Source organism: Nocardia sp. NPDC051929 (assembly GCF_044548645.1).
Lineage (GTDB): Bacteria > Actinomycetota > Actinomycetes > Mycobacteriales > Mycobacteriaceae > Nocardia > Nocardia sichangensis.
Window position 1 is genome coordinate 21,433 of the sequence record NZ_JBIUCG010000004.1, and the last position, 24,216, is coordinate 45,648.

18 protein-coding genes are annotated in these 24,216 nt (G+C 69.2%); 8 read left to right on the plus strand and 10 right to left on the minus strand.

Features of this window, described 5'->3' with window-relative positions:
• Positions 1 to 5: 5 nt before the first annotated feature.
• The 3 genes from ACIHAX_RS06130 to ACIHAX_RS06140 are packed head-to-tail and all read right to left on the minus strand — an operon-like array spanning position 6 to position 7,227.
• Positions 6 to 1,868 carry a fatty acyl-AMP ligase gene (locus ACIHAX_RS06130; protein ID WP_364424852.1) on the minus strand — a complete coding sequence of 621 codons (1,863 nt, stop codon included), beginning with the start codon at positions 1,866 to 1,868 and terminating at the stop codon, positions 6 to 8.
• The gene (locus tag ACIHAX_RS06135) at positions 1,865 to 6,934 is read right to left on the minus strand and encodes an SDR family NAD(P)-dependent oxidoreductase (RefSeq protein WP_397276071.1); all 5,070 of its coding nucleotides are present in this window, start codon (positions 6,932 to 6,934) and stop codon (positions 1,865 to 1,867) included. The genes ACIHAX_RS06130 and ACIHAX_RS06135 overlap by 4 nt, the downstream gene beginning before the upstream one ends.
• Positions 6,931 to 7,227: an acyl carrier protein gene (locus ACIHAX_RS06140; RefSeq protein ID WP_397276073.1), complete on the minus strand. Its 297-nt coding sequence runs from the start codon at positions 7,225 to 7,227 to the stop codon at positions 6,931 to 6,933. Before ACIHAX_RS06140 ends, ACIHAX_RS06135 begins: the two co-directional genes overlap by 4 nt.
• 150 nt (positions 7,228 to 7,377) lie before the next feature.
• Here ACIHAX_RS06140 and ACIHAX_RS06145 point away from each other — a divergent pair, with 150 nt between their 5' ends.
• Positions 7,378 to 8,349 (plus strand): MBL fold metallo-hydrolase, encoded by a 972-nt coding sequence (locus ACIHAX_RS06145; RefSeq protein ID WP_397276076.1) that lies wholly within the window; start codon positions 7,378 to 7,380, stop codon positions 8,347 to 8,349.
• A 6-nt stretch (positions 8,350 to 8,355) separates the two neighbouring features.
• Here ACIHAX_RS06145 and ACIHAX_RS06150 read toward each other — a convergent pair whose 3' ends face one another.
• Positions 8,356 to 9,333: a nitronate monooxygenase family protein gene (locus tag ACIHAX_RS06150; RefSeq protein WP_364424849.1), complete on the minus strand. Its 978-nt coding sequence runs from the start codon at positions 9,331 to 9,333 to the stop codon at positions 8,356 to 8,358.
• 342 nt (positions 9,334 to 9,675) lie between these two features.
• Between ACIHAX_RS06150 and fadD5 the strand changes: the two genes are divergently transcribed.
• Both fadD5 and ACIHAX_RS06160 read left to right on the plus strand, forming a co-directional pair.
• Positions 9,676 to 11,247: a fatty-acid--CoA ligase FadD5 gene (gene fadD5 / locus ACIHAX_RS06155; RefSeq protein WP_397276079.1), complete on the plus strand. Its 1,572-nt coding sequence runs from the start codon at positions 9,676 to 9,678 to the stop codon at positions 11,245 to 11,247.
• A 68-nt stretch (positions 11,248 to 11,315) separates the two neighbouring features.
• Positions 11,316 to 11,918 carry a cysteine hydrolase gene (locus tag ACIHAX_RS06160; RefSeq protein ID WP_355071104.1) on the plus strand — a complete coding sequence of 201 codons (603 nt, stop codon included), beginning with the start codon at positions 11,316 to 11,318 and terminating at the stop codon, positions 11,916 to 11,918.
• Between the two features lie 46 nt (positions 11,919 to 11,964).
• Here ACIHAX_RS06160 and ACIHAX_RS06165 read toward each other — a convergent pair whose 3' ends face one another.
• Positions 11,965 to 12,537, minus strand: a complete 573-nt coding sequence (locus ACIHAX_RS06165; protein ID WP_397276081.1) for a TetR/AcrR family transcriptional regulator — start codon at positions 12,535 to 12,537, stop codon at positions 11,965 to 11,967.
• Between the two features lie 98 nt (positions 12,538 to 12,635).
• Here ACIHAX_RS06165 and ACIHAX_RS06170 point away from each other — a divergent pair, with 98 nt between their 5' ends.
• Complete coding sequence (locus ACIHAX_RS06170) at positions 12,636 to 13,334, plus strand: class I SAM-dependent methyltransferase (RefSeq protein WP_364424846.1); 699 nt, start codon at positions 12,636 to 12,638, stop codon at positions 13,332 to 13,334.
• Here ACIHAX_RS06170 and ACIHAX_RS06175 read toward each other — a convergent pair.
• The gene (locus ACIHAX_RS06175; RefSeq protein ID WP_364424845.1) at positions 13,331 to 15,703 is read right to left on the minus strand and encodes a lysylphosphatidylglycerol synthase transmembrane domain-containing protein; all 2,373 of its coding nucleotides are present in this window, start codon (positions 15,701 to 15,703) and stop codon (positions 13,331 to 13,333) included. The two genes, ACIHAX_RS06170 and ACIHAX_RS06175, sit on opposite strands and share 4 nt — an antisense overlap.
• Positions 15,704 to 15,982: 279 nt before the next feature.
• Between ACIHAX_RS06175 and ACIHAX_RS06180 the strand changes: the two genes are divergently transcribed.
• A complete protein-coding gene (locus tag ACIHAX_RS06180; protein WP_397276084.1) occupies positions 15,983 to 16,882 on the plus strand; it encodes a polysaccharide deacetylase family protein in 900 nt (299 codons plus the stop codon).
• 21 nt (positions 16,883 to 16,903) lie between these two features.
• Positions 16,904 to 17,773, plus strand: coding sequence for an SDR family NAD(P)-dependent oxidoreductase (locus ACIHAX_RS06185; protein ID WP_397276086.1), 870 nt, complete (start codon positions 16,904 to 16,906; stop codon positions 17,771 to 17,773).
• A gap of 8 nt (positions 17,774 to 17,781) precedes the next feature.
• Here the strand turns inward: ACIHAX_RS06185 and ACIHAX_RS06190 are convergent, their stop codons facing one another.
• Positions 17,782 to 18,546: an SDR family NAD(P)-dependent oxidoreductase gene (locus ACIHAX_RS06190; protein ID WP_397276089.1), complete on the minus strand. Its 765-nt coding sequence runs from the start codon at positions 18,544 to 18,546 to the stop codon at positions 17,782 to 17,784.
• Positions 18,533 to 19,327, minus strand: coding sequence for a 2OG-Fe(II) oxygenase family protein (locus ACIHAX_RS06195; RefSeq protein WP_364424843.1), 795 nt, complete (start codon positions 19,325 to 19,327; stop codon positions 18,533 to 18,535). The genes ACIHAX_RS06190 and ACIHAX_RS06195 overlap by 14 nt, the downstream gene beginning before the upstream one ends.
• An 85-nt stretch (positions 19,328 to 19,412) precedes the next feature.
• Here ACIHAX_RS06195 and ACIHAX_RS06200 point away from each other — a divergent pair, with 85 nt between their 5' ends.
• Entirely contained in the window at positions 19,413 to 20,012 is a 600-nt protein-coding gene (locus ACIHAX_RS06200; RefSeq protein ID WP_397276092.1) for a GDSL-type esterase/lipase family protein, read from the plus strand.
• Positions 20,013 to 20,131: 119 nt separating this feature from the next.
• Here the strand turns inward: ACIHAX_RS06200 and ACIHAX_RS06205 are convergent, their stop codons facing one another.
• Positions 20,132 to 21,622 (minus strand): ABC1 kinase family protein, encoded by a 1,491-nt coding sequence (locus ACIHAX_RS06205; protein WP_397276094.1) that lies wholly within the window; start codon positions 21,620 to 21,622, stop codon positions 20,132 to 20,134.
• Between the two features lie 105 nt (positions 21,623 to 21,727).
• Here ACIHAX_RS06205 and ACIHAX_RS06210 point away from each other — a divergent pair, with 105 nt between their 5' ends.
• Positions 21,728 to 22,504, plus strand: a complete 777-nt coding sequence (locus ACIHAX_RS06210; protein ID WP_355071122.1) for a GntR family transcriptional regulator — start codon at positions 21,728 to 21,730, stop codon at positions 22,502 to 22,504.
• A gap of 379 nt (positions 22,505 to 22,883) precedes the next feature.
• Here the strand turns inward: ACIHAX_RS06210 and ACIHAX_RS06215 are convergent, their stop codons facing one another.
• Complete coding sequence (locus ACIHAX_RS06215) at positions 22,884 to 24,008, minus strand: NAD(P)H-dependent flavin oxidoreductase (protein ID WP_397276096.1); 1,125 nt, start codon at positions 24,006 to 24,008, stop codon at positions 22,884 to 22,886.
• Positions 24,009 to 24,216 lie beyond the last annotated feature (208 nt).

The window sequence follows — 24,216 nt, forward strand, 5'->3', positions numbered from 1 at the left end:
GCTGTTCAGATCATGGCCACCGGGCTGAGTCGGCCCGCCAGATAGCGTGCCCTGCACTCGCCGCGGCGGAGCTTTCCGCTGCTGGTCTTGGGGATTCGCCCCGGTTCGAGGAGCAGTACCGCACCGGGCATCACCTCGTGGGTGGACGCGACCGCGGTGCGGATGCGCCGGGCCAGGGCGAACAGTTCGATCGGCTCGCGTCCGTCGACCGTGCCGAGTTCGGCGGCAACGACCAGGTCTTCGCGCAGCCCGTCGTCGTGCCCGAACGCCGTCACGTGACCCGGCCTGACCTCGGGCGCGCATGCCTGCACCGTCGCCTCGATGTCGGCGGGATAGTGATTGCGTCCGTCGACCACGATGACGTCCTTGCGGCGGCCCGCGATGTAGAGCTGGCCCTCGTGCTGGAAGCCGAGATCGCCGGTGCGCAGCCAGCGGGCAGTGCTTCCCGGCAGCGTGGCGCAGAATATCTCCGCCGTGGCATCCGGTCTCCCGAAATATCCGTCGCACACATTGTCTCCGGCCACCCAGATCTCGCCGACGCGTCCAGCGGGCAGCGCGGTTCCGAGCACCGGATCGACGATCCGCAGCTGTTGTCCAGCGGGTGCGCCGCACCCGACCAGTGGCACACCGTCCACGGATCCCGCCGCGTCCTCGGACAGCGCGACCGCGCGGCCTTCGGACAGTGCGGCGCGGTCGAAACGGTGCCATACCGGGTTCTCGCGCTGGTCGCAGACGGTGACCGTCAGGGTGGCCTCGGCCAAGCCGAAGCCGGGAGTGTGCGCGTGATGGCGAAAACCGTAAGGGGCGAAGGTCTCGGTGAACTCCTGCAAGGCGTCGGCGCGGACCGGCTCCGAGCCGTTGAGCACGATGTCCAGTCCGGACAGGTCCAGCCCGGCCCGCTCGGCGGGGGTGGTGCCGGACACCGCGAGTTTCAGGCCGAAATTGGGACACCCCGTGGTACCGGCGCGGTAGTCGGCGATCGCGCGCAGCCAGCGGACGGGGCGCTTCACGAACTCGGCGGGCGCCAGCGTGATGCCGTGCACGCCCAGGAAGAGTGGCAGCGAAAGGCCGAGGATCAGACCCATGTCGTGGAAGAACGGCAGCCAGGTCACGACGGGCCGATCGTCCGCGACCGACACGGCGTGCCCGAGTTGCGTCAACGCCGTGGCGAGATTGTCGTGCGTGACCCGGACGCCCGCGGGAGACCTCGTCGATCCGGAGGTGTACTGCAAATAGGCCAGCTCGTCGCATACCGGATCGATCACCGGTGCGGCCGACGGCGTGGCGGGACCAATGCCGGGCGCGACGAAGCGTGTCTCGAGTGACCCCGCGCGGCGTGTCGTCGGGTCGGCCACGCTCGCCGACGCCATCGCGGTAGGCGCGCCGCACCTGATTCCCGCGGCTGAACCCCATTCCGGCACACCGGGATTCGCGGGCAAGGCGAGTGCTCGTCCCAGTGCTGTGCCCAGGATCGGCGCGGTGATCTCGTCGTGAGCGGAGAGCAGGCTGAGCGAGGGCCTGGCATCGGCCAGGACGGCGTGCAGGCGTTCGCGGTTGCGTGCGCCCGCGGCCGGGAACAGCGGCACCGCGACTCGATTGCTGTACAGGCAGGCGAGAAATGCCACCGCGTAGTCGATGCCGTGGGCGCAGAGGATGCCCACGCGGTCGCCGGGGGCGCTTTCCTGCCGCAGTCGTGCGGCCAGCGCGCCCGACGCGGCATGCAGGCGCGCGTAGGTCAGCGTGACGGGCTTGCGTTCCTGGACGCGGAACCGCAGCTCGGTGAAGGCGGGCTCGTCCGGGCGGGTGGCGGCCCACGCGGCCACCGAAGTCGCGAGACCATTCCCCGCCGGGTGGTCGCCGCGGCTCACGAGGTCTCTCCGGTGTTCGCGGCGACCCGATCCAGCAGGGCGGCGCCGAGGGCGGTGATGGTGGGGTGTTTGAACAACTCCGCCGTCGCGATCCGGACGCGTAGCCGCGCTTCCAGGTTTCGGCGCATCTCGATCGCGAGCAACGAACTGAGTCCGAGGTCGTTGAAGTCGGCCCCGGCGTCGATGTGCTCGGCGGGCAGATCGAGCGTGCTCGCCAGAACGCGGCGGATGGTCGTGGTCAGCGGTTCGGCGGGCTCGGGCGTGCGCTCACTCGCCTCGGCGCGGGCGGGCGCGGGGTCGGGACGGCCGACGGGCACGAGCAGATTCGTCAAACGGATCGCGATCGGGGAAGTGTCGGTCGTCGGCGTGTGCTCCAGCACCAGAAGGTATGGGCCGTCGTAGCGCAGGACCTGGGACAGTACGGCACTTCCGCCCGGCAAGTCGAACGCGCCGATGCCCGCTCGACGCAAATGGCTCGCGCCGCCCGCCGCCGCGGCGAGGCCGGAATCCCACAGCCCCCAGCCGACGCTCAGGATCCGTCTGCCCGGATCACGCTGCGCGAGTGCGTCCATCGCGGCGTTGGCGGCAGCGTACGCGGCCTGCCCCGGCGCACCGAGGGCGCCGGTGGCCGAGGAGAACAGCAATACGAAGTCGGTGGCGTCGGTGGCGGTGAGCTCGATCAGATTGCCCGCCGCGGTGGATTTGGGCAGGAACGTCCTGGTCAGCTGGCTCGCGGTAATCGCGTCGAACCCGGCGTCCTCCAGCACGCCCGCCGCGTGCACGACACCACGGATCATCGAGTCGGAGGCCCGGATGTCGCTGAGCGCGTTGGCCAGGTCGTCCCGGTCGGCGGCGTCGCAGCGCACCACGACGATGCGGTCCTCCAAGCCGTCGAGCAGCGCGGGCACCGGGCGAGGCGCCCTGGTCAGCACCACCACGTCGCGCGCGCCCGCGTCGAGCAACCAGCGCACGGCGACCGAGCCGAGCCTGCCCAGTCCGCCGGTGACGACGTATGTTCCGTTCGCGTCGACGCCGACGGCAGGCACGGCGCGTGGTCGCGCGGGCGTGAAGCGACGCACCGCGGTCTCGCCCGCTGACAGGCGCAGCTCGTCGGGAACGGCGCTGTCGGTGGTCGCCACCAGGCGGGTGAGCAGCGGCAGGTTCCTGGGGTCGGAATCGGCCCAGACCAGGCGCACCGTACGACCCGTCTCCAGTTGCAGCGAGCGCACCAGCCCGGCGATCGCCGCGGGGACGACCGAGGCCGCCGCGGCGGGCTCATCGGGCCGCGGGAGCGGGCGGGCCGGATCCTCGTGCGGCAGTACCACCGTCACGGACGCGGTGGCGTCGTGAGCGGAGATCAGTTGCAGCAGTTCGAGGACACGACCGGCCGCCGCGGCGCTCTTGCCCGCGCTCACGCCGAAACCGCTGGGCCAGACGGCCACTACGGCGTGGTCACCGCTGCGCCCGGCCAGTACCGCGCTGACGAGCGAGCTCGCGTCGTCCGGTTCCCGCGCGATCCGCTCGGTGGGCAGCTCGGCGTCCAGCGCGCGAGCGAGCCGGACGGCGAGGTCGGAGGCGCCGACCACCACCGCGCGCCGCACGAGGGGCGCGGGTGCGTCACCGAGCCCGAGTGAACCGGGATCGCGCGACTCCCAGGACTCCTGACGGAAGGGCGCGTTTCGCGTTTCGTGTTCGGCGTGCGCCGTGCGAAGCCTGCCGAGCCCCTCCTCGTCGGTGGGGTCGGCATAGCGAATGTGTACACCGGAGAAGGCGAGACAGGGCACCCCGTGCTGGTCGGTCGCGATGACGTCGCCGATCAATCCGGTGTCGGCGCGCTCGCGGACCAGCGCGTGCACCTCGAGCACGTGGCGATTCGGTTCATGTGACAGCCAGGCCGAGTCGATGCCGATGGGCAGCGGAATCGACGTGCCGGGCAATTCGTCGAACACCGCCGCGGCGAGCACATGCAGGCAGCCGTCCAGCGTCGCGGTGCGATGCAATTCGGCGGCGTCGAACAGGCCCAGCGCCCGTCCGGTGCCCGCGGCGATGCCGCGCAGCGGGCGGAATCGCGGACCGTACTCCAGCCGTCTGCGGCGCAATTCCTGGTAGAAGACGCCGATGGTGATGACGCGCATGTGATGTCTTGCGGCCCGGTTTGCGTCGACCACCCGCATCCATGCGACGATATCCGCGGGTGTGGGGTCACCGGCGGGCCGGGCCGAAGCCAGCGTTCCGGTGCCCGTGACCTCCGCCCGTACGCTTTCCTCCGCTCCCGGCCCGCGATAGACGACCTCGGGCAGGGCGCTGGGATCGGTCCTCTCATGTACGGCGAAGTCGGCCAGTGCGGCCGCCCCCGCCGTGTCCTTGGCGAGCCGCAGCAGCCGCCGCAGCCAGAAGACGGCGGGCACGATGTTGTCGCCCTGTACCACGTGATGGGTCAGATCCTCGGCGGCGAAGGCGGATTCGGAGACGTGCGCGCTCGCGGGTCCGGCCACCAGCAACGGGAATTTCCGCTTGCGCCACTGCCGCGGTACGGGTGTGCCGAAGGGGCCGAGTGCGGACCAGTCGACCGGCCGCCCCTCCAGGTACAGCCCGGCCACGCCGGTGAGGAAGCCGCTCGCCTCGTCATCGCGCAGCGCCGCGGCATGCGTGCCGTCGCGGAAGTCCGGGTACTCCCGCACCGCCGCGAGCAACACCGGCTGCGGGCCGATCTCCACCACGGTGGCGATGCCGTCTTCGGCCGCGCGCTCGAGCGCGGCCGCCAATTCCACCGTGCCCGCGGCATTCTCCGTCCAGTAGTCGCGGTCCATGGCGGCGGTGGTGATTTTCGCGCCGCGCCGCGCCGTCGAATACACCGGCAGGCGCGGCGTCAGGGGCGTGATCTCGGTCAACGCCGCGACGAAAGGCGCGAGCACGGTGGTGACCTGCGGGCTGTGCGCGGCGAAGTCGACCGCGAGCCTGCGCGCGAACATGTTGCGGCGGGTGGCTCGCCGCACCAGCGTGTCGATATAGCGCGGGGTGCCGGACACGACTACCGACCTCGGGCCGTTGATCGCGGCGACGGCCACTTCCGATCGCATCGGCTCCACGAGTTTGGCCGCCTCGCCCGGGGCCGCCTCCAGCACTGCCATCGCGCCGCGCCCGTCCAGATGCGCCAGCGTCGCGCTGCGCAGCACCACCACGCGCGCCGCGTCCGCGAGGGTCAGCGCGCCGCTCACCGCCGCCGCCGCGATCTCGCCGAGACTGTGGCCTGCCACCGCATCAGGGCGGATCCCCCATGCCGCCAGCAATTTCACCAGCGCCACCTGGAAGGCGAACAACGCGGGCTGCACCAGATCGGTGGCTTGCGCCGCACCCGCGGAGGTGAAACCGTGACGCGGCGTCCAGACCCGCGGCCCGCCCGCCGTCACGATCGCGTCGGTCGCCTCGGCGAGTGCGGCGGCGAAGACCGGATATCGCGCCGCCAGCGCACGGCCCATCTTCGGATGCTGGCCGCCTTGCCCGGAGAACAGGAACAACAGCCCGCCACGGCGGCGGTTCGCCACGGGGCCCAGCGCCGCGTCGGCGTCGCCGTGGCCGAGCGTGCGCAACCGGTGCACCGCGTCGGCGTGATCGTGCGCGAGGATCGCGGCCCGGGTCGGCGCCGGCACCGCTCGCGCCGCCGCTGCGACCGATTCGGGCAAGGAGGGCCCTGTTCGGTCGAATTCATCGGCCAGCCGCAGCGCGCGGTCGCGCATTTCCTCCTCGTCACGTGCGGTGAGCGGCAGCAGTATCGGGAAGTGCGCATCGTGTTCGGCCCGCGCTCGCGTGGCGCCGCGGAGCACGAGATGCGCGATCGTGCCGCCGAATCCGAACGAGCTGATGCCCGCCACGCGTTCCGTCGCGTCCACCCCGCTCCAGTCCACCGGCTCGGTGGGCACGCGCAGGCCGCGCTCGGCCAAGCGCAGCAGCGGATGCTCGGTGTGCACGTTGATCGTCGGGGCGATCACCCCGTGGTGGACGGACAGCGCGGTCTTCACCATCCCGGTGACTCCGGCGGCGGCCTCCAGATGCCCGATGTTGGACTTCACCGAACCGATCCAGATCGGGTCGTCCGCGCCGGGCCCGAGCGCGGCGGCGAGCGCGCCGACCTCCACCGCGTCACCCAAAGGCGTTCCGGTGCCGTGGCATTCGATGTACCCCGCGCTGCTGGGCGGGCGCCCGGCTCGCGACCACGCGGCCCGCAACGTCTCCTGCTGTGCGCGGCCGTTCGGCGCGTACAGGCCGTTGGAGCGGCCGTCCGATCCGACGGCGGTTCCGACGATCTCCGCGTACACCCGGTTGCCCTCGCGTACCGCGTCCGCGCTGCGCTGCAGAATCACCACGGCGCAGCCGTCGCCGCGGGTGTAACCGTCCGCGGCGACGTCGAACGGCGTCGAGCGTCCGCCGGGCGACAGGAAGCCGCCCTCGGCCAGGTAGTTCGAGGTGTGTTCCAGCAAGACGAGATTGACGCCGCCCACGATGGCGAACGGGACGGCGCCGTCGGCGAGCAGCCGGACCGCGAGGTCGACCGCGGCGAGCGAGGACGAGCATGCGCTGTCGAGTACCAGACTCGGCCCGTGCAGGTCGAGCACGTACGACAACCGGTTGGCGATGATGCTGAGCGCCGACCCGGTCACCGCGTAGGGCGCGTCGTGACCCGCGCGGCCGAGCACCGCGATGCCGTGGTCGTACCCCGACGCGCCGAAGACGACGGCCGCGCCGGAACCCCGCGTGCGATAGCCGATCCCGGCATCGTCGAGCGCCTCGACCGCGACTTCCAGCGCGAGCCGCTGCTGCGGATCCATCAGCGCGGCCTCGCGGTCGGAGATGGCGAACCAGTCGTTGTCGAAGGACTCGACATCCGCGAGGTACCCGCCGCGCCGCGAGCCCAGCCGCCCGGCGGGCGGGGCGGACGTGGCGTCCCGGCCCTCGAGCAACAGCTGCCAGAACTCGGCGACGCTCGCCGCCCCGGGCAGTCGGCAGCCGATGCCGATGATGGAGACGGGTGGATGCGAGCCGACGGAATCAGTGGCCGCGCTGCTCATCGCATCGCGAGATACTCGACAAGCTGTTCGATGTCCGGATGGTCGTAGAGCGCGGTCAGCGGAACTTCGACTCCCATGGCGTCCTCGAGATAGGCGGTCAGCCTCGCGAGCTGAGTGGAACCGAGGCCGAGATCGGTGAATGGCGAGCTGGTCGACACCGAGGCGGCGTCGACACCTAGTAGATCCGCTACGGCAAGGACGGCGGCACAAGTGAGTGCGGTGCGTCGGCTATTGCCGAGCGAAACGTCGTGTTCCGGTGCACCACTGTGCCCGTCCGGAAGACCGGGCCGCATCGCGTCCTCCCTCCCCGTCTCCCCGGCTGCTGTCACCGCTCGAGAACGGTACCCCCGCGATTATGCCGCAGAAACCGCCCGGAGCAACGTCGCATATCCGCTGCCTGCCCGGCTCTTTCGCGAACCGGCGTGATCACATACCGTGGCACCGTGACCGAACCGGACAGCGGTGCCGCCACCCGTGCCGAGCGCACGCCGACTCTGCCCACCCTGCTGCGCTGCTGCGCCGCCTTGGCGGCCACGCCGGGCCGGTTGTTGCGGCCGCGCCGCCCCGACACCGCCCTGCTGGCGAACCTCGAAGCGCTGCCGCCGCCCGCCGCGAGCGCCACGGTCCGGCTGACCGTGCTCACCCAGGCCACCATGTCGGCGCCGACCACGATCGTGGCCGAGGGCGTGCGCAGCCTGCGGGAGATGCGGCTGTCGATGGCGGCGTTCCTGGTCGAGCATCCGAAGGCGCGGTTCCTGGTCGACCCGGCCCTGTGTGCGGGCGTGCACGAGCGCGTGCTGCCCGAATTGCCGTTCCCGGTGCCGCTGCTCGTCGCGCCGGACAAGCCGGTGCTCGGGCTGTCCGACGCGCTCGCCGCGCACGATGTCGCGGGCGAGGACATCGATTTCGTGGTGCCGACCCATCTGCACTGGGATCACGTCTCCGGCCTGCTGGAGCTGCCCGCCTCGGTCGAGATCCGATTGCCCGGAGTCGAGTACGACTGGGCGATGGGCGGCCCGCACGCACCGGCCGGTGTGGCGCGCGGACCGCTGCGTGGGCGCAGTTTCGACCGCTTCGAGCTGGACGGACCGCCCGTGCTGACCTTCCCGCGCAGCAAGGACCTGTTCGGCGACGGCTCCATGCTGCTGGTCGATCTCGCGGGCCACACGCCGGGCAGCATCGGCGTATTGCTCGCGGTGGACGACGGCAGCCGCGTGCTGTTCGCCGGCGACGCCGTCTGGAGCAAGTTGCAGGTCGATCTGCTGCGGGAGAAGGCGCCCATGCCGGGCAAGCTGTTCGACGCCGACCGGGACGCCGCCTTCACCACGATCCATCGCCTGCACGCGCTGCCCGACGGCATCGAACTCGTCGCGAGCCACGACTACGCGGCCGTCACCGCCCGCGCGGCCAAGTAAACGCGGTCAGCCGACCACCACGGTTTCGGCCAGACGGGCCGTGATCAGCTCCTCGGCCTCGGTGACCATCCGGCCGATCAGCTCGGCGCAGGTCGGGATGTCGTGGATCAGGCCCTGGCACAGGCCGACCGACCAGATGCCCGCGTCCAGGTCGCCCTCCTCGAACACCCGGCGGCCGCGCGCACCCGCCACCAGGTCCCGCACGTCGTCGAAGGTGCCGCCGGACTTCTCGATCTCGACGACCTTGCGGCTGATCTCGTTGTCCGCCACCCGCGCCGTGTTGCGCATGGTGCGGAAGATGAGCTGGGTGTCGCGCTCGGAGTTCGCGACGATCTTCTCCTTGACCTTCTGATCGATCGAGGACTCCTGCGTGCACAGGAACCGGGTGCCCATGTTGACGCCGTCCGCGCCGAGGGCGAGCGCGGCGACCAGGCCGCGGGCGTCGGCGATGCCGCCGGAGGCGATCATCGGGATGCTCAGCTCCCGTGCGGCGGCCGGGATGAGCACCAGGCCGGGGACGTCGTCCTCACCGGGGTGGCCCGCGCATTCGAAGCCATCGATGCTCACTCCGTCCACGCCGATCCGCTCGGCCTTCAGCGCGTGCCGCACGCTGGTGCACTTGTGCAGCACCTTGATACCCGCGTCCTTGTAGTACGGCAGGAACGGTTCGGGGTTGCTGCCTGCCGTTTCGACGATCCCGACGCCGCTGTCGATGATCGCCCGCACGTATTCCGCGTACGGCGGCGGATTGATCGACGGCAGGATGGTGACGTTCACGCCGAACGGCTTGTCGGTGAGTTCTCTGGTGCGCTCGATCTCGCGGAGCAGGTCGTCCGGGGTCGGCTGGGTCAGCGCCGTGATGAAGCCGAGCCCGCCCGCGTTGGCGACGGCCGCGACGAGTTCGGCCCGCCCGACCCACATCATGCCGCCCTGCACGATCGGGTGTTCCACCCCGAACTTCTCGGTGAACCTGGTCCGCAGCATTGCGCTTCTCCTATGTCTCGCGCGGGCGTGCCGGTTCGCCCGTTCGGGTCGATGGTGACACGAGAATCGGCCCGTCTTCAACTCACAAGTGAGCCGAGGTTCGCATATTTGACGATCTTCATCGCTGCCGTTTCCGCTTCGCAACCGTTCGGTGGGAGGTCAAATGGCCTGCTAGAAGAGTTCAAGCCGAACCGGGTACCAGCTCCAGGCTGATTAACCCGGATTCATTCCGCAATCTCTTGCCGGGCGTTTAAGTTAGTTGATATTCTGCACGCGATTCAGCCCGTCGCCGCCGTCGGACCACCCGGCGGGCCGATGACGGTCCGAGAGGAGTTCGTGGCAATGACCACCGGGGCAGCAGCGCTCGACGAGCCGATCAGGTCGCGGCGTAATCACTGGAACAACCAGATCGCCGTGCACGCGCAGATGCGCCCGGACGCGGTCGCGATCCGGTTCCGTGGCGTGGACACGACCTGGCGGCAGTTGCACGAGCGGTCGCTGAAGTTCGCCGACGGACTGGCGCGCCGGGGCGTCGGGTTCGGCGACCGGGTGCTGATCCTGGCGCTGAATTACCCGGAATACCTCGAGGCCGTGTTCGGCATCAACGCGCTGGGCGCGATCGCGGTCCCGGTCAACTTCCGGCTCACGCCGCCGGAGGTCGCCTATATCGTCGGCGACAGCGGGGCCAAGGCGGTCGTCACCGATACCGTGCTGCGGCCGCTGGCCGCCGCCGTGCGAGCGCAGGCGCCCGCCCTGGAGACCCTCGTGGTGATCGGCGGCGCGTCCGAGGACGGCGTGATCGGCTACGACGACCTGATCGCCGAATCGCGTGAGTCGCACACCCCGCTGGACATCCCCGAGGACACCCCCAGCCTCATCATGTACACCTCGGGCACCACCGGCAGCCCGAAGGGCGCGGTGCTGACCCACGCGAATATGAACGCGCAGGCGCTGACCTGCATCCGAGCGCTGGCGCTGGAACCCGACTCGATCGGGCTGTGCACCTCGCCGCTGTTCCACATCGCCGGTCTCGGTAGCCTCGCGCCCGCCTTCCTGCTGGGCTCGAAGACGGTGCTGCATCCGCTCGGCGCCTTCGACGCCGGTGAGTTCCTGGACGCGCTGGAGCGCGAGCAGGCCACCTCCGCGTTCTGCGTGCCCGCGCAGTGGCAGCTGGTCTGCGACCATCCGACGGTGAAGGATCGCAAGCTCGCGCTCGAGGTGCTCAGCTGGGGCGCCGCGCCCGCCTCCGACACCGTGCTGCGCGCGATGGCCGAGTGCTTCCCGAACTCGTTCAACGTCGCGGTGTTCGGCCAGACGGAGATGTCGCCGATCACCTGCGTGCTGGAGGGCAAGGACGCCATCCGCAAGCTCGGCTCGGTCGGCAAGGTGATCCCCACCATCCAGGCGCGCATCGTCGACGACGAGATGAACGACGTCGCGCCCGGCGAAGTGGGCGAGATCGTCTATCGCGGTCCCACGCTCATGCAGGGCTACTGGAACAAGCCGGAAGCCACCGCCGAGGCCTTCGCGGGCGGCTGGTTCCACTCCGGCGACCTGGTCCGCCAGGACGAAGAGGGCTTCGTCTACGTGGTGGACCGCAAGAAGGACATGATCATCTCCGGTGGCGAGAACATCTACTGCGCCGAGGTGGAGAACGTCCTGTTCGCCCACCCGAAGATCCGGGAGGCCGCGGTGGTGGGCCGCACGCACGAGAAGTGGGGTGAGGTGCCGGTCGCGGTGGTCGCCCTGCACAACCCGGACGATGAGCTGACCTTGGCCGAGTTGGAGCCGTTCCTCAACGAGAACCTCGCGCGCTACAAGCACCCCAAGGAACTGGTGCTGCTTGCCGAGCTGCCGCGCAATGCGAGCGGCAAGGTGGTCAAAGTCCAGTTGCGCAAGGACTATTCGTCTTGAGCATGCGGTGCGTTCGGTTTCACGTGAATCGGACAATGCACGCGGGCGCGGATGCGTAAGGTCGTCACATGGCGATCCGACGCATCCGCGCCGCCGTGCTGGCGCTGCACTGGCAGGTGAATGTCATTCGGCCGGAGGGGTTCTTCGGTCCCATGCTGGCCGCGCCCGTGGCGGCTTCTGGCGTCGTGGCGCGGGCGACGGACTTCCACGCCGCGGCGCTCGCGGCGCGGCTGCCGGTGGTCTTCACCCGGTTCACCATTCCGATCGGCGAAGGAGAACTGGTGCGCAACACCGGATTCATGCGCTCGGTCGGCGCGGCGCAGACCGAGTTCCGGCCGGAATCACCGGGCGCCGCGATCATTCCGGAGATGGCGGCGCAGCCGACGGAAGTCTTCGACAACCAGAAACTCTCCGGCCTGGCGGGCAGCAAACTGCCGGAATGGTTGGCCGATCAAGGGATCGAGACGCTCTTCGTCACTGGCGTCGCCACCAACCTGACCGTCGAGCAGACCGCACGGCACGGCACCGATCTCGGCTTCACCGTGCACCCGGTAGCCGACTGCGTGGCCGCCGCCACCCCGGAAGCGCACGAAGCCGCTTTGGCCAACCTCGAACTCGTCACAGCGGGCAGTGTGCGCGCCGCGGATGCGCTGGAACTGATCAGCGGCTGAGCATCGCCGCGGAGGAAATGGCTTCTCGGCCCACGCGGAAGGCCGGTCACCCACTCCGTCCGGCCAACCCTGGACCGATGAGGCGGACCACCTGCTGGTACGCCTCCTCGGCCGAGAGCGGTGGGTGTCCTTCCGCGATCGCGCCGAGCAGGCCGACGACACCCCAGGACAGGAACGTCACGGTGGTCGCGAACTCGTCTTCCGGCATCGTCAGCCGGTCGCGCAGCCGCTCGGCGAGGATCTGCGCGACCATCACCCGCGTGGTGCGCAATAGCACCGTGCCGCTCTTGCGGCCGAGCAGCGCCCGGTAGATCTCCGGGTGACCGGCGGCCAGCTCGAACAGCGTGCGCACCGGCGCGAGCGGTTCGGGAGCGTCCGCGTCGGTCTCCGCCGCGGTCATGGCCGCGCGCAGGTAGTCGGTGCTGCTGCGCAGCAGCAGATCGTCTTTGTCCCGGTAGTGGGTGTAGAACGTCGACCGCCCGACGTCCGCGCGCTCGAGGATGTCGCGCACGGTGATCCGGTCGTAGGCGCCTTCGACCATGAGTTCGATCAGCGCTCGGTGCAGCGAGGCCCTGGTGCGCCGGACCCGGCGATCGGCGCTGTCCTGTTCTTCCCGCACGGTGCCTCCCGGACAAATGTCTCGTACGCGTCCGATTACGGACGGTTTCCGTGGCATTGATCCTGGTCGGCACGGCCATATCGGCAGATCCTGAACTCATGTCCGGAAACGAACACCAGTCTGCCACCGATAGCCACCCCGACGTCGGCGTGCTGCTCACCCAACCGCGCCGCTACCGTGCCCTCAAAGCCGCGCTTCTACTCGGCCGGGCGAACCGCCTGAACGCCCGGCTCGCCGAGTTGGCTCGTCCCGCCGCCGGCGCCGAGGTCGTCGATGTCGGTTGCGGTCCGGGCGACCTCGCTCGCGTGCTCGCTCGCCGCGTCGGCCGGGTCACCGGCGTCGATCCGTCGCCGCAGATGATCGACTACGCGACCGCGCGCTCACATGACCTGGCCAATTGCCGGTTCGAAGTCGGGACGGCACAGGATCTTCCGCTGCCCGACGCGTCCGCCGATCTCGTGACCTCGACCTTCGCGATGCATCACATCCCCGCGTCGCACCGTGCCGACGCCATCGCGCAGATGTTCCGGGTATTGCGCCCGGGCGGCCGGCTGCTGCTCGCCGACACGCTGCCGACCGATCCGTTGCTCTCCACCGTGGTGCGCGTCATGGCGAGATTCGCGGCGCACCGCACCCACGATGCCGATCACGACCACGGTGATCCACTGGCGGGCATCGATATCCGCCGGTATCGAGACGACCTGCGCGCGAACGGTTTCGAAAGTGTCGAATTCGTCGTCGTCCGCCCCGCGACCGCCGTGCTGCTGGCGAACAAACCAGGCGAGACCGCCGCTTAGATCAGGTCCTTCTTCGCCAGCCAGCGCATGGCGCCCCAGCCGCAGAACACCGGAAGCCAGCAGGTGAGTACGCGGTAGAGCAGCACCGAGGGCACCGCGATGTTCGCGGGCAGGCCGAAGGCGGCCAGACCACCGATCAGCGCCGCCTCGACCGCGCCGACACCGCCCGGGGTCGGCGCGGCCGCGGCCAGCGTGCCGCCGATCATGGTGACGATCGTGACGGTGATGAAGGTGGTGCCGCCGCCGAACGCCTGCACGCTGGCCCACAGCGCGCCCGCCATACCGACGGTGAGCGCCGCGCATCCGCCGATGATCACCGCGGAACGTTTGGGATCGCGGGCCAGGTCGGCGAGTTCGCCGATGACCTCCTGCAACTGCGGCCGCACCGCGTCGTTCAGCCAGCGGCGCAGTTTCGGCACGAACATGAACGCGCCGACGATCCCGACGCCCACGCCGGCGAGCAGATACAGCACCGTGGCGTGCGGGACGAAATGCGACAGGTCCGTCGAGGTGCCCGCCAGGATGCTGAACGCGAGCAGCAGGCCGACATGCGTGATCACCTGCACCGCCTGTTGCAGCGCGACCGCGGCGGTGGCGCGCACCGTGCCGATACCTGACTTCTGCAGAAACCGCACGCTCAACGCGAGTCCGCCGACGCCTGCGGGAGTGGTGGTCGCGGCGAAAGTATTGGCGACCTGCATGATGAGCAGATTCCGGATGTTCACCGCGCCGAACGCACAGGCCCACAGCGCCGCCGCCGCGCCGACGTAGGTCAGGGCGGAGACGAGCAGCCCGAGCAGCGCCCACCACCAGTTCGCCGTGCGCAGCTGGGTGAAGAAGGTCGGCACGGCGCTGATGAACGGGTAGGCGACGTACACCAGCCCGATCAGCAGGACCAACTGGATGATCTGGTTGCGGGAGAACCGGGTGATCTGCTCGGCTTCGATCCGGTCCTGACCGGTCTGTTTGCGCACCTCGTCGCGGGCGTCGGACAGCGCGGTCTTCCATTCCGGGACCGCTTTGCGGATGCCGGTCGGGATGGCCGACTTGGTCAACCGGCCCGCCGCGGCGAGTACCCGCGCCTCACCCAGGGTTTCGATCGCCGCGCGCACGGCGGGCTCCTTGCCGAACGTCGCGGTGGTCGTCACCAGCAACTGGGCGATGTCGGATTGCAGTTGCGCGTCCGACGCTCCGTATTCGGCGTTGCCGAAGCCGCCGAACAGTGTGACGCCGTCGGCCACACGGATGTCGACCGGCCGCAGGTCGCCGTGTGAGATCTGCTTCTGTTGCAGAGTGTCCAGCGCTCGCCACACTCCGGGCAGCACTTCGGCGGACTGTTCGGTGATCGCCGTGCCGCACGGCTGCGTGTGCGCGTACAACATCCAGCCACGCGACAGCGCGGCGACCGCGACGGGGGTGCCGCTGCCGAGCCCCAGGTCGGCGACGGCGATCGCCATGAGCGCGCGATGCTCGACCGCACGGTGCATGGAACCGTGGATGGCCGCGGTTTCGCTGGAGCGGAAGGTCAGCCAGCGCCACAGCTGGCGCAGCGCGCCGAAACTGCGCTGGTTCTTGCCGAACATCTCGACGAGCAGCTCGCGTTCCGGCCCTTCGATGGCGGCGGCGAGCACCAACGGACCGCGGCCCGCCGGATGCACCACGGTGAACCCGGTGACCGTGTGACCACGATTGGCGAGCACCCGCACGGCCGCGTCGAGCGGGACCTCCAACGCGGGCGTGCCCACCACGAGCACGATCACCGCGCCGACCAGCCAGCCGACCGCGAGCCCGAACATCGCCCGGGCGGGCACCACGGTGCTGACCGCGAGGTGGATCGGCGCGAACGCCAGCAGCAGGAACCACAACCAGCGCCGCGGGCGGGTGGGCAGCCACGGACTGGCGACGGTGAGCATGGCGGCGATCATCGCGATCCAGCGCGGATCGTCGAGGAACTGGGACAGGAAGGTGTCCAACCGGTCCGGCACCTGCAGATGCCATTTCGGCGCGGAGAGGCCGGTGCCGGTGATGGACAACAGCAATCCCGCTACCACCCCGGCAGCGGCATAGCCGGCGAGCAGCTTCCACTGCCTGCCGATGATCAGCTCGATCAGGATCGCGAACGGCAGCGCGAGAATCGCCATGCCGTAGACCAGGTACACCAGGTTCGACTGGTCCGGGTTGAGGAAACCGACGATGTTGGAGACCGAGCGTTCCAGGGCCAGCCATTCCGGGCGGGTGATCAGTGAGGCCGCGATCACGACCGCCACCCACAGTGTTGCGAGGACGACCCGGATGATGTCGCTCGTGCGCCGGATCAGCGGCTGTAGCAGGCTCCCCGTGACCGGGATCTCCCGCCCGTCCACTCGCATGCTCGCCCGCCTCTCCGGGTATTCAGGCCGTACTGGTTGGAGCCGCGAGACCCGCGTTCAGGTCCTGCGTCGAGTGCCGCTCCCCTTTTCTGGGCGTACCCGGTGAGTTACCCATGTGCGTACGAAGTCTGTTGTTACGTTCGCTGCACGATACCGGCTGGTGTGGACGATCCGGCTCGCGGAACCCCGCCGCTGTCTCCGCTCGGTTGTGCAGTGTGCCGGACATCACTCACGCTCGAGGTTGATCTTCACATCAGTGTCAAGTTTCAGCATGAGGGCATGGACAACGAACTCTTCGAGTACAGCCCGATCGTCGATCGTCCGCCGTTGCGGTGGCCCGGCGGTGCCAGGGTGGCGTTCTATGTCGGACTCAATGTCGAGCACTATCGGGTGGACCGGCCGTCCACGAGCATCTTTCCCGGTACTGCCGGGCTCGCGCCGGATCCGCTGAACTACGGCTGGCGTGATTACGGACCGCGGGTGGGCATCTGGCGGGTGATCGAGGTGCTCGACCGGCACGGTATCCGGGCCAGCGCGTTGCTGAATTCCGATGTCGCCGAGCGGTATCCGCAGATCATCGCGGCGGGTGTACGGCGGGACTGGGCGTGGCTCGCGCACGGGAAGAACAACTCGATCTTCCAGCCGGACGTTCCGGCGGAGGAGGAGGGCGCCTACCTCGCCGATGTGGTCGCGACCATCGAGCGCGCGACCGGACGCAGGCCGCGCGGCTGGATGGGGCCCGCGCTCACCGAGTCCTTCCGCACCCCGTCGCTGCTGGCCGAACTCGGCCTCGGCTACGTCCTCGACTGGACCAACGACGACCAGCCCTATCCCCTGTCGGTACCCGGCGTGCTCAGTGTCCCTTACTCGGTGGAACTCAACGACAACACACTGTTCCTCGGCAAAGCCACCAGCGGACCGGATTTCGTGCGCATGGTCCGCGATCAGTTCGACCAGCTCTACGCCGAGTCGGCCGACAGCGGGCGGGTCATGGCGCTGGCCCTGCACCCCTTCGTGATCGGGCAGGCTTTCCGGATCAAATACCTGGACGAAGCACTCGCATACGTGTCGGGCCACCCGAGAGTGTGGCTGACCACCAGCGACGAGATCGCCGCCCACTACTCGAGCGCGTTGGTGCTTGCCGAACCCGCGCGAGCCGATGACGATCGGGTCAGGTAAACCGATCTGCGAGAGGCAGCGATGGCAGCGCAGGAACAGACACAGGACCAGGACCTCACCGGAAAGACGGTGGTGGTGACCGGCGCGAGCTCGGGCATCGGCGCCGCAGCGGCGCAGCGGCTCGCGGCTCGCGGCGCCACCGTCGCCGTCGTCGGCCGATCACCGGAGCGCACCGCCGAGGTGGCGGCGAAGGCGGGCGCGCAGCCGTTCGTCGCCGACTTCGCCCGGCTCGACGACGTGCGCAAGCTGGCCGACCAACTGCTCGACCGGTACCCGACGATCGACGTGCTGGCCAACAACGCGGGCGGCGCGTGGCCCAAGCGGACGGTCACCGACGACGGCAACGAACTCACCTTCCAGGTCAATCACCTGTCCCCGTTCCTGCTTACCAACCTGCTGCTGGAGCGTTTGACCCGTTCGCGGGCCCGGGTGGTGAACACCGCGAGCACGACCTACCGGATGGCGAAGCTGGACTTGGACACGGCCAACGCGCCGACCGGCTCGTTCAACCAGCTCGGCGCGTACGGCGCGTCCAAACTGGCGAATATCTTGTTCACCAGGGAACTGGCCCGCCGCACCGAGAGCACCGGCATCACCACCGCGGCCTTCCACCCCGGTGTGGTCGCGACCCATGTCTACGACAACGCGCCACTCGGCTTCGGCTGGTTCGTCCGGTCTCCGCTGGCGCGCCCGTTCTTCATCCAGCCGGACAAGGGCGCCGAGCCGCTGGTGCATTTGGCCACGACCGCCGACGGTGCGGCGATCAACGGCCAGTACTTCCATCGTTTCCGACTGGAGCCGCCGCGCAACAAGCAGGCGGTCGACGCCGATCTCGCGGGACGGCTCTGGACGCTGTCCGAGCGGGCCACCGGGCTCACGTCGACCGAATAGTCAGGCGGTCATGGTTCTGCGAGCCGGAGTGAGGAGCCCGCTGCCCGCTCCGGCTCGACACCGACCCCGTACACCCCACCGGACACCGCGCCCGCGTCCAGCTCGACGATCGCCCGCGCGACTTGCTCGGTGGGGACCAGGGCCGGAAAAGTGGTCGGGGCGATCGCGTTCGCGCGCACCCCGAACTCGGCGAACTCGGCGGCGATATTCCGGGTCAGCTGGTTGAGCGCGGCTTTCGACGCGGAGTACAGCGTCTGTGCCGGGTAGACCTCCGAGCCGGAGATGCTCGAGACATTGACGATGTTGCGGTTGCGCGCGCGATTCTCGGGTCCCGCGTGCAACCAGCATCGTTGTGCCAGCCGCGCCGAAAGACGCAGGGGTACCGCTACGTTCAGCGCGAAGTGCGGATCGAAGTCGTCCAGCGCTGCGTCGCCGTCGACGATGCCGCCCGGATGCAGCCGGACGTGCGCCGCGTTGTTCACCAGCAGGTCGACTCCGCCGAACCGGGCCAGCGCCAGATCGACCACCCGTTCCACTTCACCCGGCTCGGTCAGATCCGACCGCACCACGAACACACGGGAATCGTTCTCGGGCACGGTCGCGTTCGGCGCCAGCGGATCGATGTACCACTCCAGCTGCGACGGCACCGCGGGCGTGCGCGTGCGGCACACGGCGACGATGTCGTAGTCGCGGTAGTAGGCCTGGCAGAACGCGTCGCCCAGCGTGCCGCTCGCACCGGTGAGCAGGCAGACGCGGCGTTCACCAGTGGACAATCTTGTCTCCTCCCCAGCGCCGTTCGGCGTCCGCCTTGGTGCGGTGCACCCACATCACCACGCTGTTGCGGTCGTTGACGTTGTTGCCCGCGAACGTGTGCCAGGTGCGCGGGGTGACCTCGAACAGCAGCAGCGAATTGTCCAGCGGCGGGACGAGGGACACCGACGGCAGCGCGGCTCCCTGGGCGACGTGGTCGTACAGCGCGGTCTCGCCGCCGTCGCCCGGCTGCCAGCCCGGATTGCCCAGATAGAACAGCACCGCGACGCCGCGCACGGTCTCGCGCGCGACGACGCCGGGCGCGCGTGCCCCAGTTTTGGTGTGCACGGTGGCGTCGGGCAGGCGTACTTCGCCGGGACTTGGCGGCGGGCCGGGGAACCAGGCCGGGTTGAGATCGTTGTGCGGCCAGCCGAACGGGCTGCCCGGCCCGTGGTGGTGCACCGATCCTTCGACGTCGCCGGTCGGTTCGACACCCCCGAGCCGGGCGACCAGGTCGTGCCACTCGCGTGAGGTGAACACCGCGAGCGGGCCGTCGCGCAGGTCCCCCAGCCGAATTCCGTCGGCGCTGTAGCCGTCGGCGACCGGGGCGACCAGGTCGGGGCGCTCGCCGCGAACCCGCTCCAGTTGCTCGGTCAACCGCTGATAGAACTCGGGAACGAAGACATCGCGGGCGTACACGTGCGGAAAGGGCCTGCTGCGCCGGATCCAGCGTCGGTGGGCGAACAACTCTGCGAACCACTGCGGAACCGGCGGTGTCGCGAGCTCCGGCTCGGTTGTCACCATTACTCCCTCCCGGTCGAACCTCCGTGATCATATTGCCCGTACCCGGAACACGCGGGCCGGTACCGGCCCTGCGAGGATCACGCGAATGAACCGGGATCTGCGGGTGTGTTTCGTCGGGGATTCGTTCGTCGCCGGTGTCGGCGACCCGGATTTCCGGGGGTGGGTAGGCAGGCTCGCGTCCGCGGCACATGCGGAAGGGATTCCGCTGACGGCCTACAACCTCGGGGTGCGCAGACAGACCTCGGCCGAGATCGTGCGGCGCTTCCGCGCCGAATGCGCGCCCCGCCTGCCGGAGGGCGTGGACGCGCGGGTCGTGCTCTCCTTCGGCGTGAACGACGCCATGCACGAGAACGGCGGTCCGCGGGTCGCGCCCGGGGAATCGGTGGCCAACCTCGGCGAGTTGCTCGGGCAGGCGGGCGAGCGAGGTTGGCCGGTGCTGATGGTCGCTCCGCCGCCGATCGCCGACGACGAGCACAATGCCCGCACCGCCGCACTGGACGAGCGATTCGCGCAGGTCTGCGCCGCGGCGGAGGTGCCGTACGTGCGAGTGCACCAGCTACTGCGCGACAGCGCGGTGTGGGCCGCCGACGTGCGCGCGGGTGACGGGGCGCACCCAGGGGCCGCGGGTTACGAGGAGATGGCCGCGCTCATCGCTCCGCAGTGGCGCGCGTGGCTGTCGCGGTGACACGTCGATTTCGGATCGTATAGACTAGTCTGTCTCAGACAGAACAGGCTACTATTTCGAATTCGGCGTCACCGACCCGGCGTTGCACCGAAATTCCCTGCGCCCCAAAGTGACCGGAATTACCCGATCGACATTCCCCGCTCGGCCGCCTCTGCCCGCCGTCTCCGCGCGGGCTCCAGATCCAGCGTCGGCGAACCGCCCTTCGGCACCTCGTCCGAGACGAACGCTTCGCTCAATTCCGGTACCCAACGGACGATCTCGTCGCGATAAGGACCTTCGGTCTCCAGCTGACCGAGCACGCCCACGAGCGTGAGGAACGAGCGGGCGAACGGCGTGAAGTAGGCGGGCATGGTCAGCTGCCGGACCACATTGGTCAATCGAGGATTGGTGGTGCGCAACACTTGTCGCCGCAACCAGCGGGTGGTCAGCCGGTAGGTCTCGTGCCGGAAGGGTTCACCGCAGGGAGTGATGGCGGCGTAGAGCGCGTCGCTGTCGAGAGCGAGTCCGTTCGCCACGAAGCCGTGTCGGCGCGTGGCGTCGGCCAGATCTCCTGGCCCGCCTCGGAATATCGCTTTACAGCAGTCGAGCGTCAGTTCGCCGAAACCCGCAGGAGGCCACGGGCTGCACGCGCCGAAGTCCATGACGCCGAGCCGGCCGTCCGGCAGCACGCGGAAGTTGCCCGGATGCGGATCGGCGTACAGCAGGCCGTGGCGAGCCCAGCCGGAGGTCACGAAGCGGACCATGAGCATGCCCACCCGGTCACGCTCGGCCTGCGTGCCCGCGGCGAGGACGTGCGGTACGGGTGTGCCATCGATCCATTCGCTGATCAGCACGTCACCGTGTTGCGCAACCACATTCGGCACATAGAAGTCGGGATCATCCGCGTAGGCCGCGGCGAAGGCGCGCTGATGCTCGGCTTCCGCCGCATAGTCGAGTTCCCCTGCGACCGACGCGCAGATCGCTTCGGTCACCGCCTTCACGTCCGCGCCCGGCAGGAAAACCGTGGCGAGATAGGAGATCCGGCGCAGGTGGTCCAAATCGCGGGCCACCGCCTGCCTGCCGCCGGGATACATCACCTTGACCGCGACCGGTCTGCCGTCGTGCCAGATCGCCCGGTGCACCTGCCCTAGCGAGGCCGCGGCGGCGCGTCGATCATCGAACTCGCGGAAGTGCGAATGCCATTCCATCCCCATGCTTTCGGCTATGGCAGCGCGGACGGTGTGCGGCAGCATCGCGGGCGCGGCGTCCTGCAACCTGCTGAGCGCGATCCGGTACGGCTCGGCCACCTCCCGCGGCAGTGCCAACTCGTAGATGGCCAGCAGTTGCCCCAGCTTCGCGGCGCAGCCTTTCAGCTCGCCGAGCACCTCGAAGATGTGCTGCGCGGTGCGGAGCTGAATGTCCCGATTGACTTCTTCGGCCGATCTGCCGAGCGCCCGCTTGCCGATGCCCGCGGCCTGCCGTCCCGCGAAGGCCACCGGCAGCGCGGCCAGTCTCGCGCCGCGAACAGCGCCGTGAACAGGCGGTTTATCGTGGGAACGCGACGCGAAGAGCCGGGATCGTTTGCCCGCGGCCCCCGGCTCGGGGCGCTCTCCGATGGGCCGGATGGTCATGACTCACCTCACAGTCGCGGGCACAAGTGTGACACAGGTGCAGTACCCGACAGTAGGGCTTAGACTGTCTGGGACGTGTTCGAAAGTAGTCGAAAGGTGACTTCGATGGGATCCCAGACGGTGGTCGCCGACGTTGCCGACGAGCTGGCGCGCCGGGTTGCCGCGGGGGAATATCAGCCGGGGGATCTCATGCCGTCGGTGCGTCAGGTCGCCGAGGAATTCGATATGAACCGCGCGACCGCGCAGCTGACGCTGGGCAGGCTGGAGTCGTACGGTTTCGTCGAAGCCCGGCGCGGCAAGGGATTCACGATCCGTGACGTCCGAGAGGCGGGCGGGGTGGACGTGTACCGCCAGCTGTTCCGCTTCTCGATTCCCATGCCGGACATCGCGATGGAGATGTTCCGCGACATCGTGGACGTCGAGCGCAATCTTGTGCTCGAGACGCTGCTCGCCTACACCGGTGGCGAACAGCGGATCGATTCGGCCGAACTGAAATCCACCATCGACGAGCTCGAATCCCTGGCGCGTCAGCAGGTTCCGGATCTGCGGCAGATGCTGGCGCTCGAGGTCGCGCTGGTGCGCAGACTGCTGACCACGCTCGGTCTCCCCATGCAGCGGGCGATCTTGAACTCGATCGGTGAGACGGTGCTCGAGGTGCCGGAGGCGGTCGAAGCGTATTTCGCGGGCGCGCCGGATCTGCACGTTCTGGTCTGGCGAGCGCTGGCCGCGGTGTGGGATTCCGGCTCGGGGCCGAGCGAGGCTCAGCTGGCGCTGTTCGAGGATCTGTTCGGCATGTACCACGAGAAGGTGATCGCGCGCTTCGAGGAATTGGTGGTCGGCATCGAGGAAAGCGCCGGCGTGAACCAGGCCGCCACCGCCTAGTCGTTTCGTACGCTGCACAGTGCGTCTGGGACGATTTGCCCCGACCATCCTCTCGTTGCGCCGAAGTCAGCCGGGCCACCGCGTTCCCTGAGGGTATCTGTCCCAGACGCTAATGGGTCGAATGGGATGAATCGGCCGCGGCTCGCGCGGGTGTTCGGGCCGCTGCGCACCGCGCCGACCACGACGAAATCGTCTCCGGCACAGGGTCTCAGCGGCGCGACCGAGTGCTTCTGGGCAGCGGGGTTCGAGTTCGGCCCGAAGTCGTGAACCGGAGATCGCACCGGCGTAGGGGTGGCCGCCGCTACGCCGGTGCGATCGTCCCGGGCTTCGACCGGACGGATGCCGCACGGCATCGCCGTCCCGGAATCGACGCCCGGACTCAGGCCCCGCCGTTGAGCTTGTTGAGGCGCTCGCACGCCTCGACGTACTCCTGGATCAGGCGGTTGACCACATCCGCGGAACGCTCCACCCGATTCATCATGCCGACGATCTGGCCGACCGGATTGAAGTTGACGTCCTTGGCGGCCTCCGGATAACGGTGCCCGCGCTTCACGCCTTCCAACGCGACCATCATCTGCAGCGGCATCGGCAGCGGGTCGGGGGTATCGGCCCGCTCCCACGCCTCGGTCCAGTCGTTGCGCAGCATGCGGGCGGGCTTGCCGGTCCATGCGCGCGAACGCACGGTGTCGTGGCTGGTCGCGTCGATGTAGGTCTGCATCTGGGCGGGCGGCACGTTGGCTTCCTCGACGGTGAGCCACACCGAGCCGGTCCACGCGCCCGCCGCGCCCATCGCCATCGCGGCGGCCACCTGGCGGCCGTTGCCGATGCCGCCCGCGGCCAGCACGGGCAGATCGCCGACGGCATCGATGACCTGTGGCCACAGCACCATCGAGGAGACCTCGCCGCAGTGGCCGCCGCCCTCGGTGCCCTGGCAGACCACGAAGTCGAGGCCGGCGCGCTTGTGGTTGAGCGCGTGCTTGACCGAACCGCACAGCGCGCCGATCAACCGGCCGGAATCCTGCACCTGCTTGATCACGTCCTCGGGCGGGGTGCCGAGGGCGTTGGCGACCAGCTTCGCCTTCGGGTGCCGCAGAATCACCTCCACCTGCGGGCCCGCTGTGGTGGCGGTCCAGCCGAGCAGTTGGTTGTGGTGCTCGCCTTCGGGCAGCTTGGGCACGCCGTGGTCGGCGAGGATCTTCTCGGCGAAGTCGCGGTGCCCCTGCGGGACCAGTTCGGCCAGCTTGGCTTCGAGTTCCTCCGGGCTCAGTCCATCGATGCCCTTGCCCTCGTACTCGGAGGGAATCACCAGATCGACGCCGTACACGCCCTGTACGTGCTCATCCAGCCAAGCCAACTCGACCTCGAGCTGCTCGGCGGTGAAGCCGACGGCGCCGAGCACGCCGAGTCCGCCCGCATTGCTGACCGCGGCCGCCACGTCGCGGCAGTGGGTGAAGGCGAAGATAGGGAATTCGATCCCGAGCCGTTCGCAGATTTCGGTACGCATGGCGTGCTGGTCTCCCTAACTGCTCCGCCGCGAACGGCGCGGCGCAGATGTACTAGAACGAGTTGCATAAGTGGCGCTCGGTTCGGCCTGGTCGCCGCACGTCGAGTCCACCGCGAGCCGCTGATATCGCCATGAAGCGGCTGCGGCATCCTCGACTGGCCTTCGCACCATGCCTCGACAGTAACACGTTCTAGTTTTCTGCGGAATG

Bases quoted from the DNA above. Each gene is read 5' to 3' on its own strand.
- ACIHAX_RS06200 (WP_397276092.1), top strand. From the start codon at position 19,413: ATGAACCGGGATCTGCGGGTGTGTTTCGTCGGGGATTCGTTCGTCGCC.
- ACIHAX_RS06175 (WP_364424845.1), bottom strand. From the start codon at position 15,703: ATGCGAGTGGACGGGCGGGAGATCCCGGTCACGGGGAGCCTGCTACAG.
- ACIHAX_RS06180 (WP_397276084.1), top strand. From the start codon at position 15,983: ATGGACAACGAACTCTTCGAGTACAGCCCGATCGTCGATCGTCCGCCG.
- ACIHAX_RS06135 (WP_397276071.1), bottom strand. From the start codon at position 6,934: ATGAGCAGCGCGGCCACTGATTCCGTCGGCTCGCATCCACCCGTCTCC.
- fadD5 (WP_397276079.1), top strand. From the start codon at position 9,676: ATGACCACCGGGGCAGCAGCGCTCGACGAGCCGATCAGGTCGCGGCGT.
- ACIHAX_RS06140 (WP_397276073.1), bottom strand. From the start codon at position 7,227: ATGCGGCCCGGTCTTCCGGACGGGCACAGTGGTGCACCGGAACACGAC.
- ACIHAX_RS06160 (WP_355071104.1), top strand. From the start codon at position 11,316: ATGGCGATCCGACGCATCCGCGCCGCCGTGCTGGCGCTGCACTGGCAG.
- ACIHAX_RS06150 (WP_364424849.1), bottom strand. From the start codon at position 9,333: ATGCTGCGGACCAGGTTCACCGAGAAGTTCGGGGTGGAACACCCGATC.
- ACIHAX_RS06195 (WP_364424843.1), bottom strand. From the start codon at position 19,327: ATGGTGACAACCGAGCCGGAGCTCGCGACACCGCCGGTTCCGCAGTGG.
- ACIHAX_RS06185 (WP_397276086.1), top strand. From the start codon at position 16,904: ATGGCAGCGCAGGAACAGACACAGGACCAGGACCTCACCGGAAAGACG.
- ACIHAX_RS06205 (WP_397276094.1), bottom strand. From the start codon at position 21,622: ATGACCATCCGGCCCATCGGAGAGCGCCCCGAGCCGGGGGCCGCGGGC.
- ACIHAX_RS06210 (WP_355071122.1), top strand. From the start codon at position 21,728: ATGGGATCCCAGACGGTGGTCGCCGACGTTGCCGACGAGCTGGCGCGC.
- ACIHAX_RS06170 (WP_364424846.1), top strand. From the start codon at position 12,636: ATGTCCGGAAACGAACACCAGTCTGCCACCGATAGCCACCCCGACGTC.
- ACIHAX_RS06215 (WP_397276096.1), bottom strand. From the start codon at position 24,008: ATGCGTACCGAAATCTGCGAACGGCTCGGGATCGAATTCCCTATCTTC.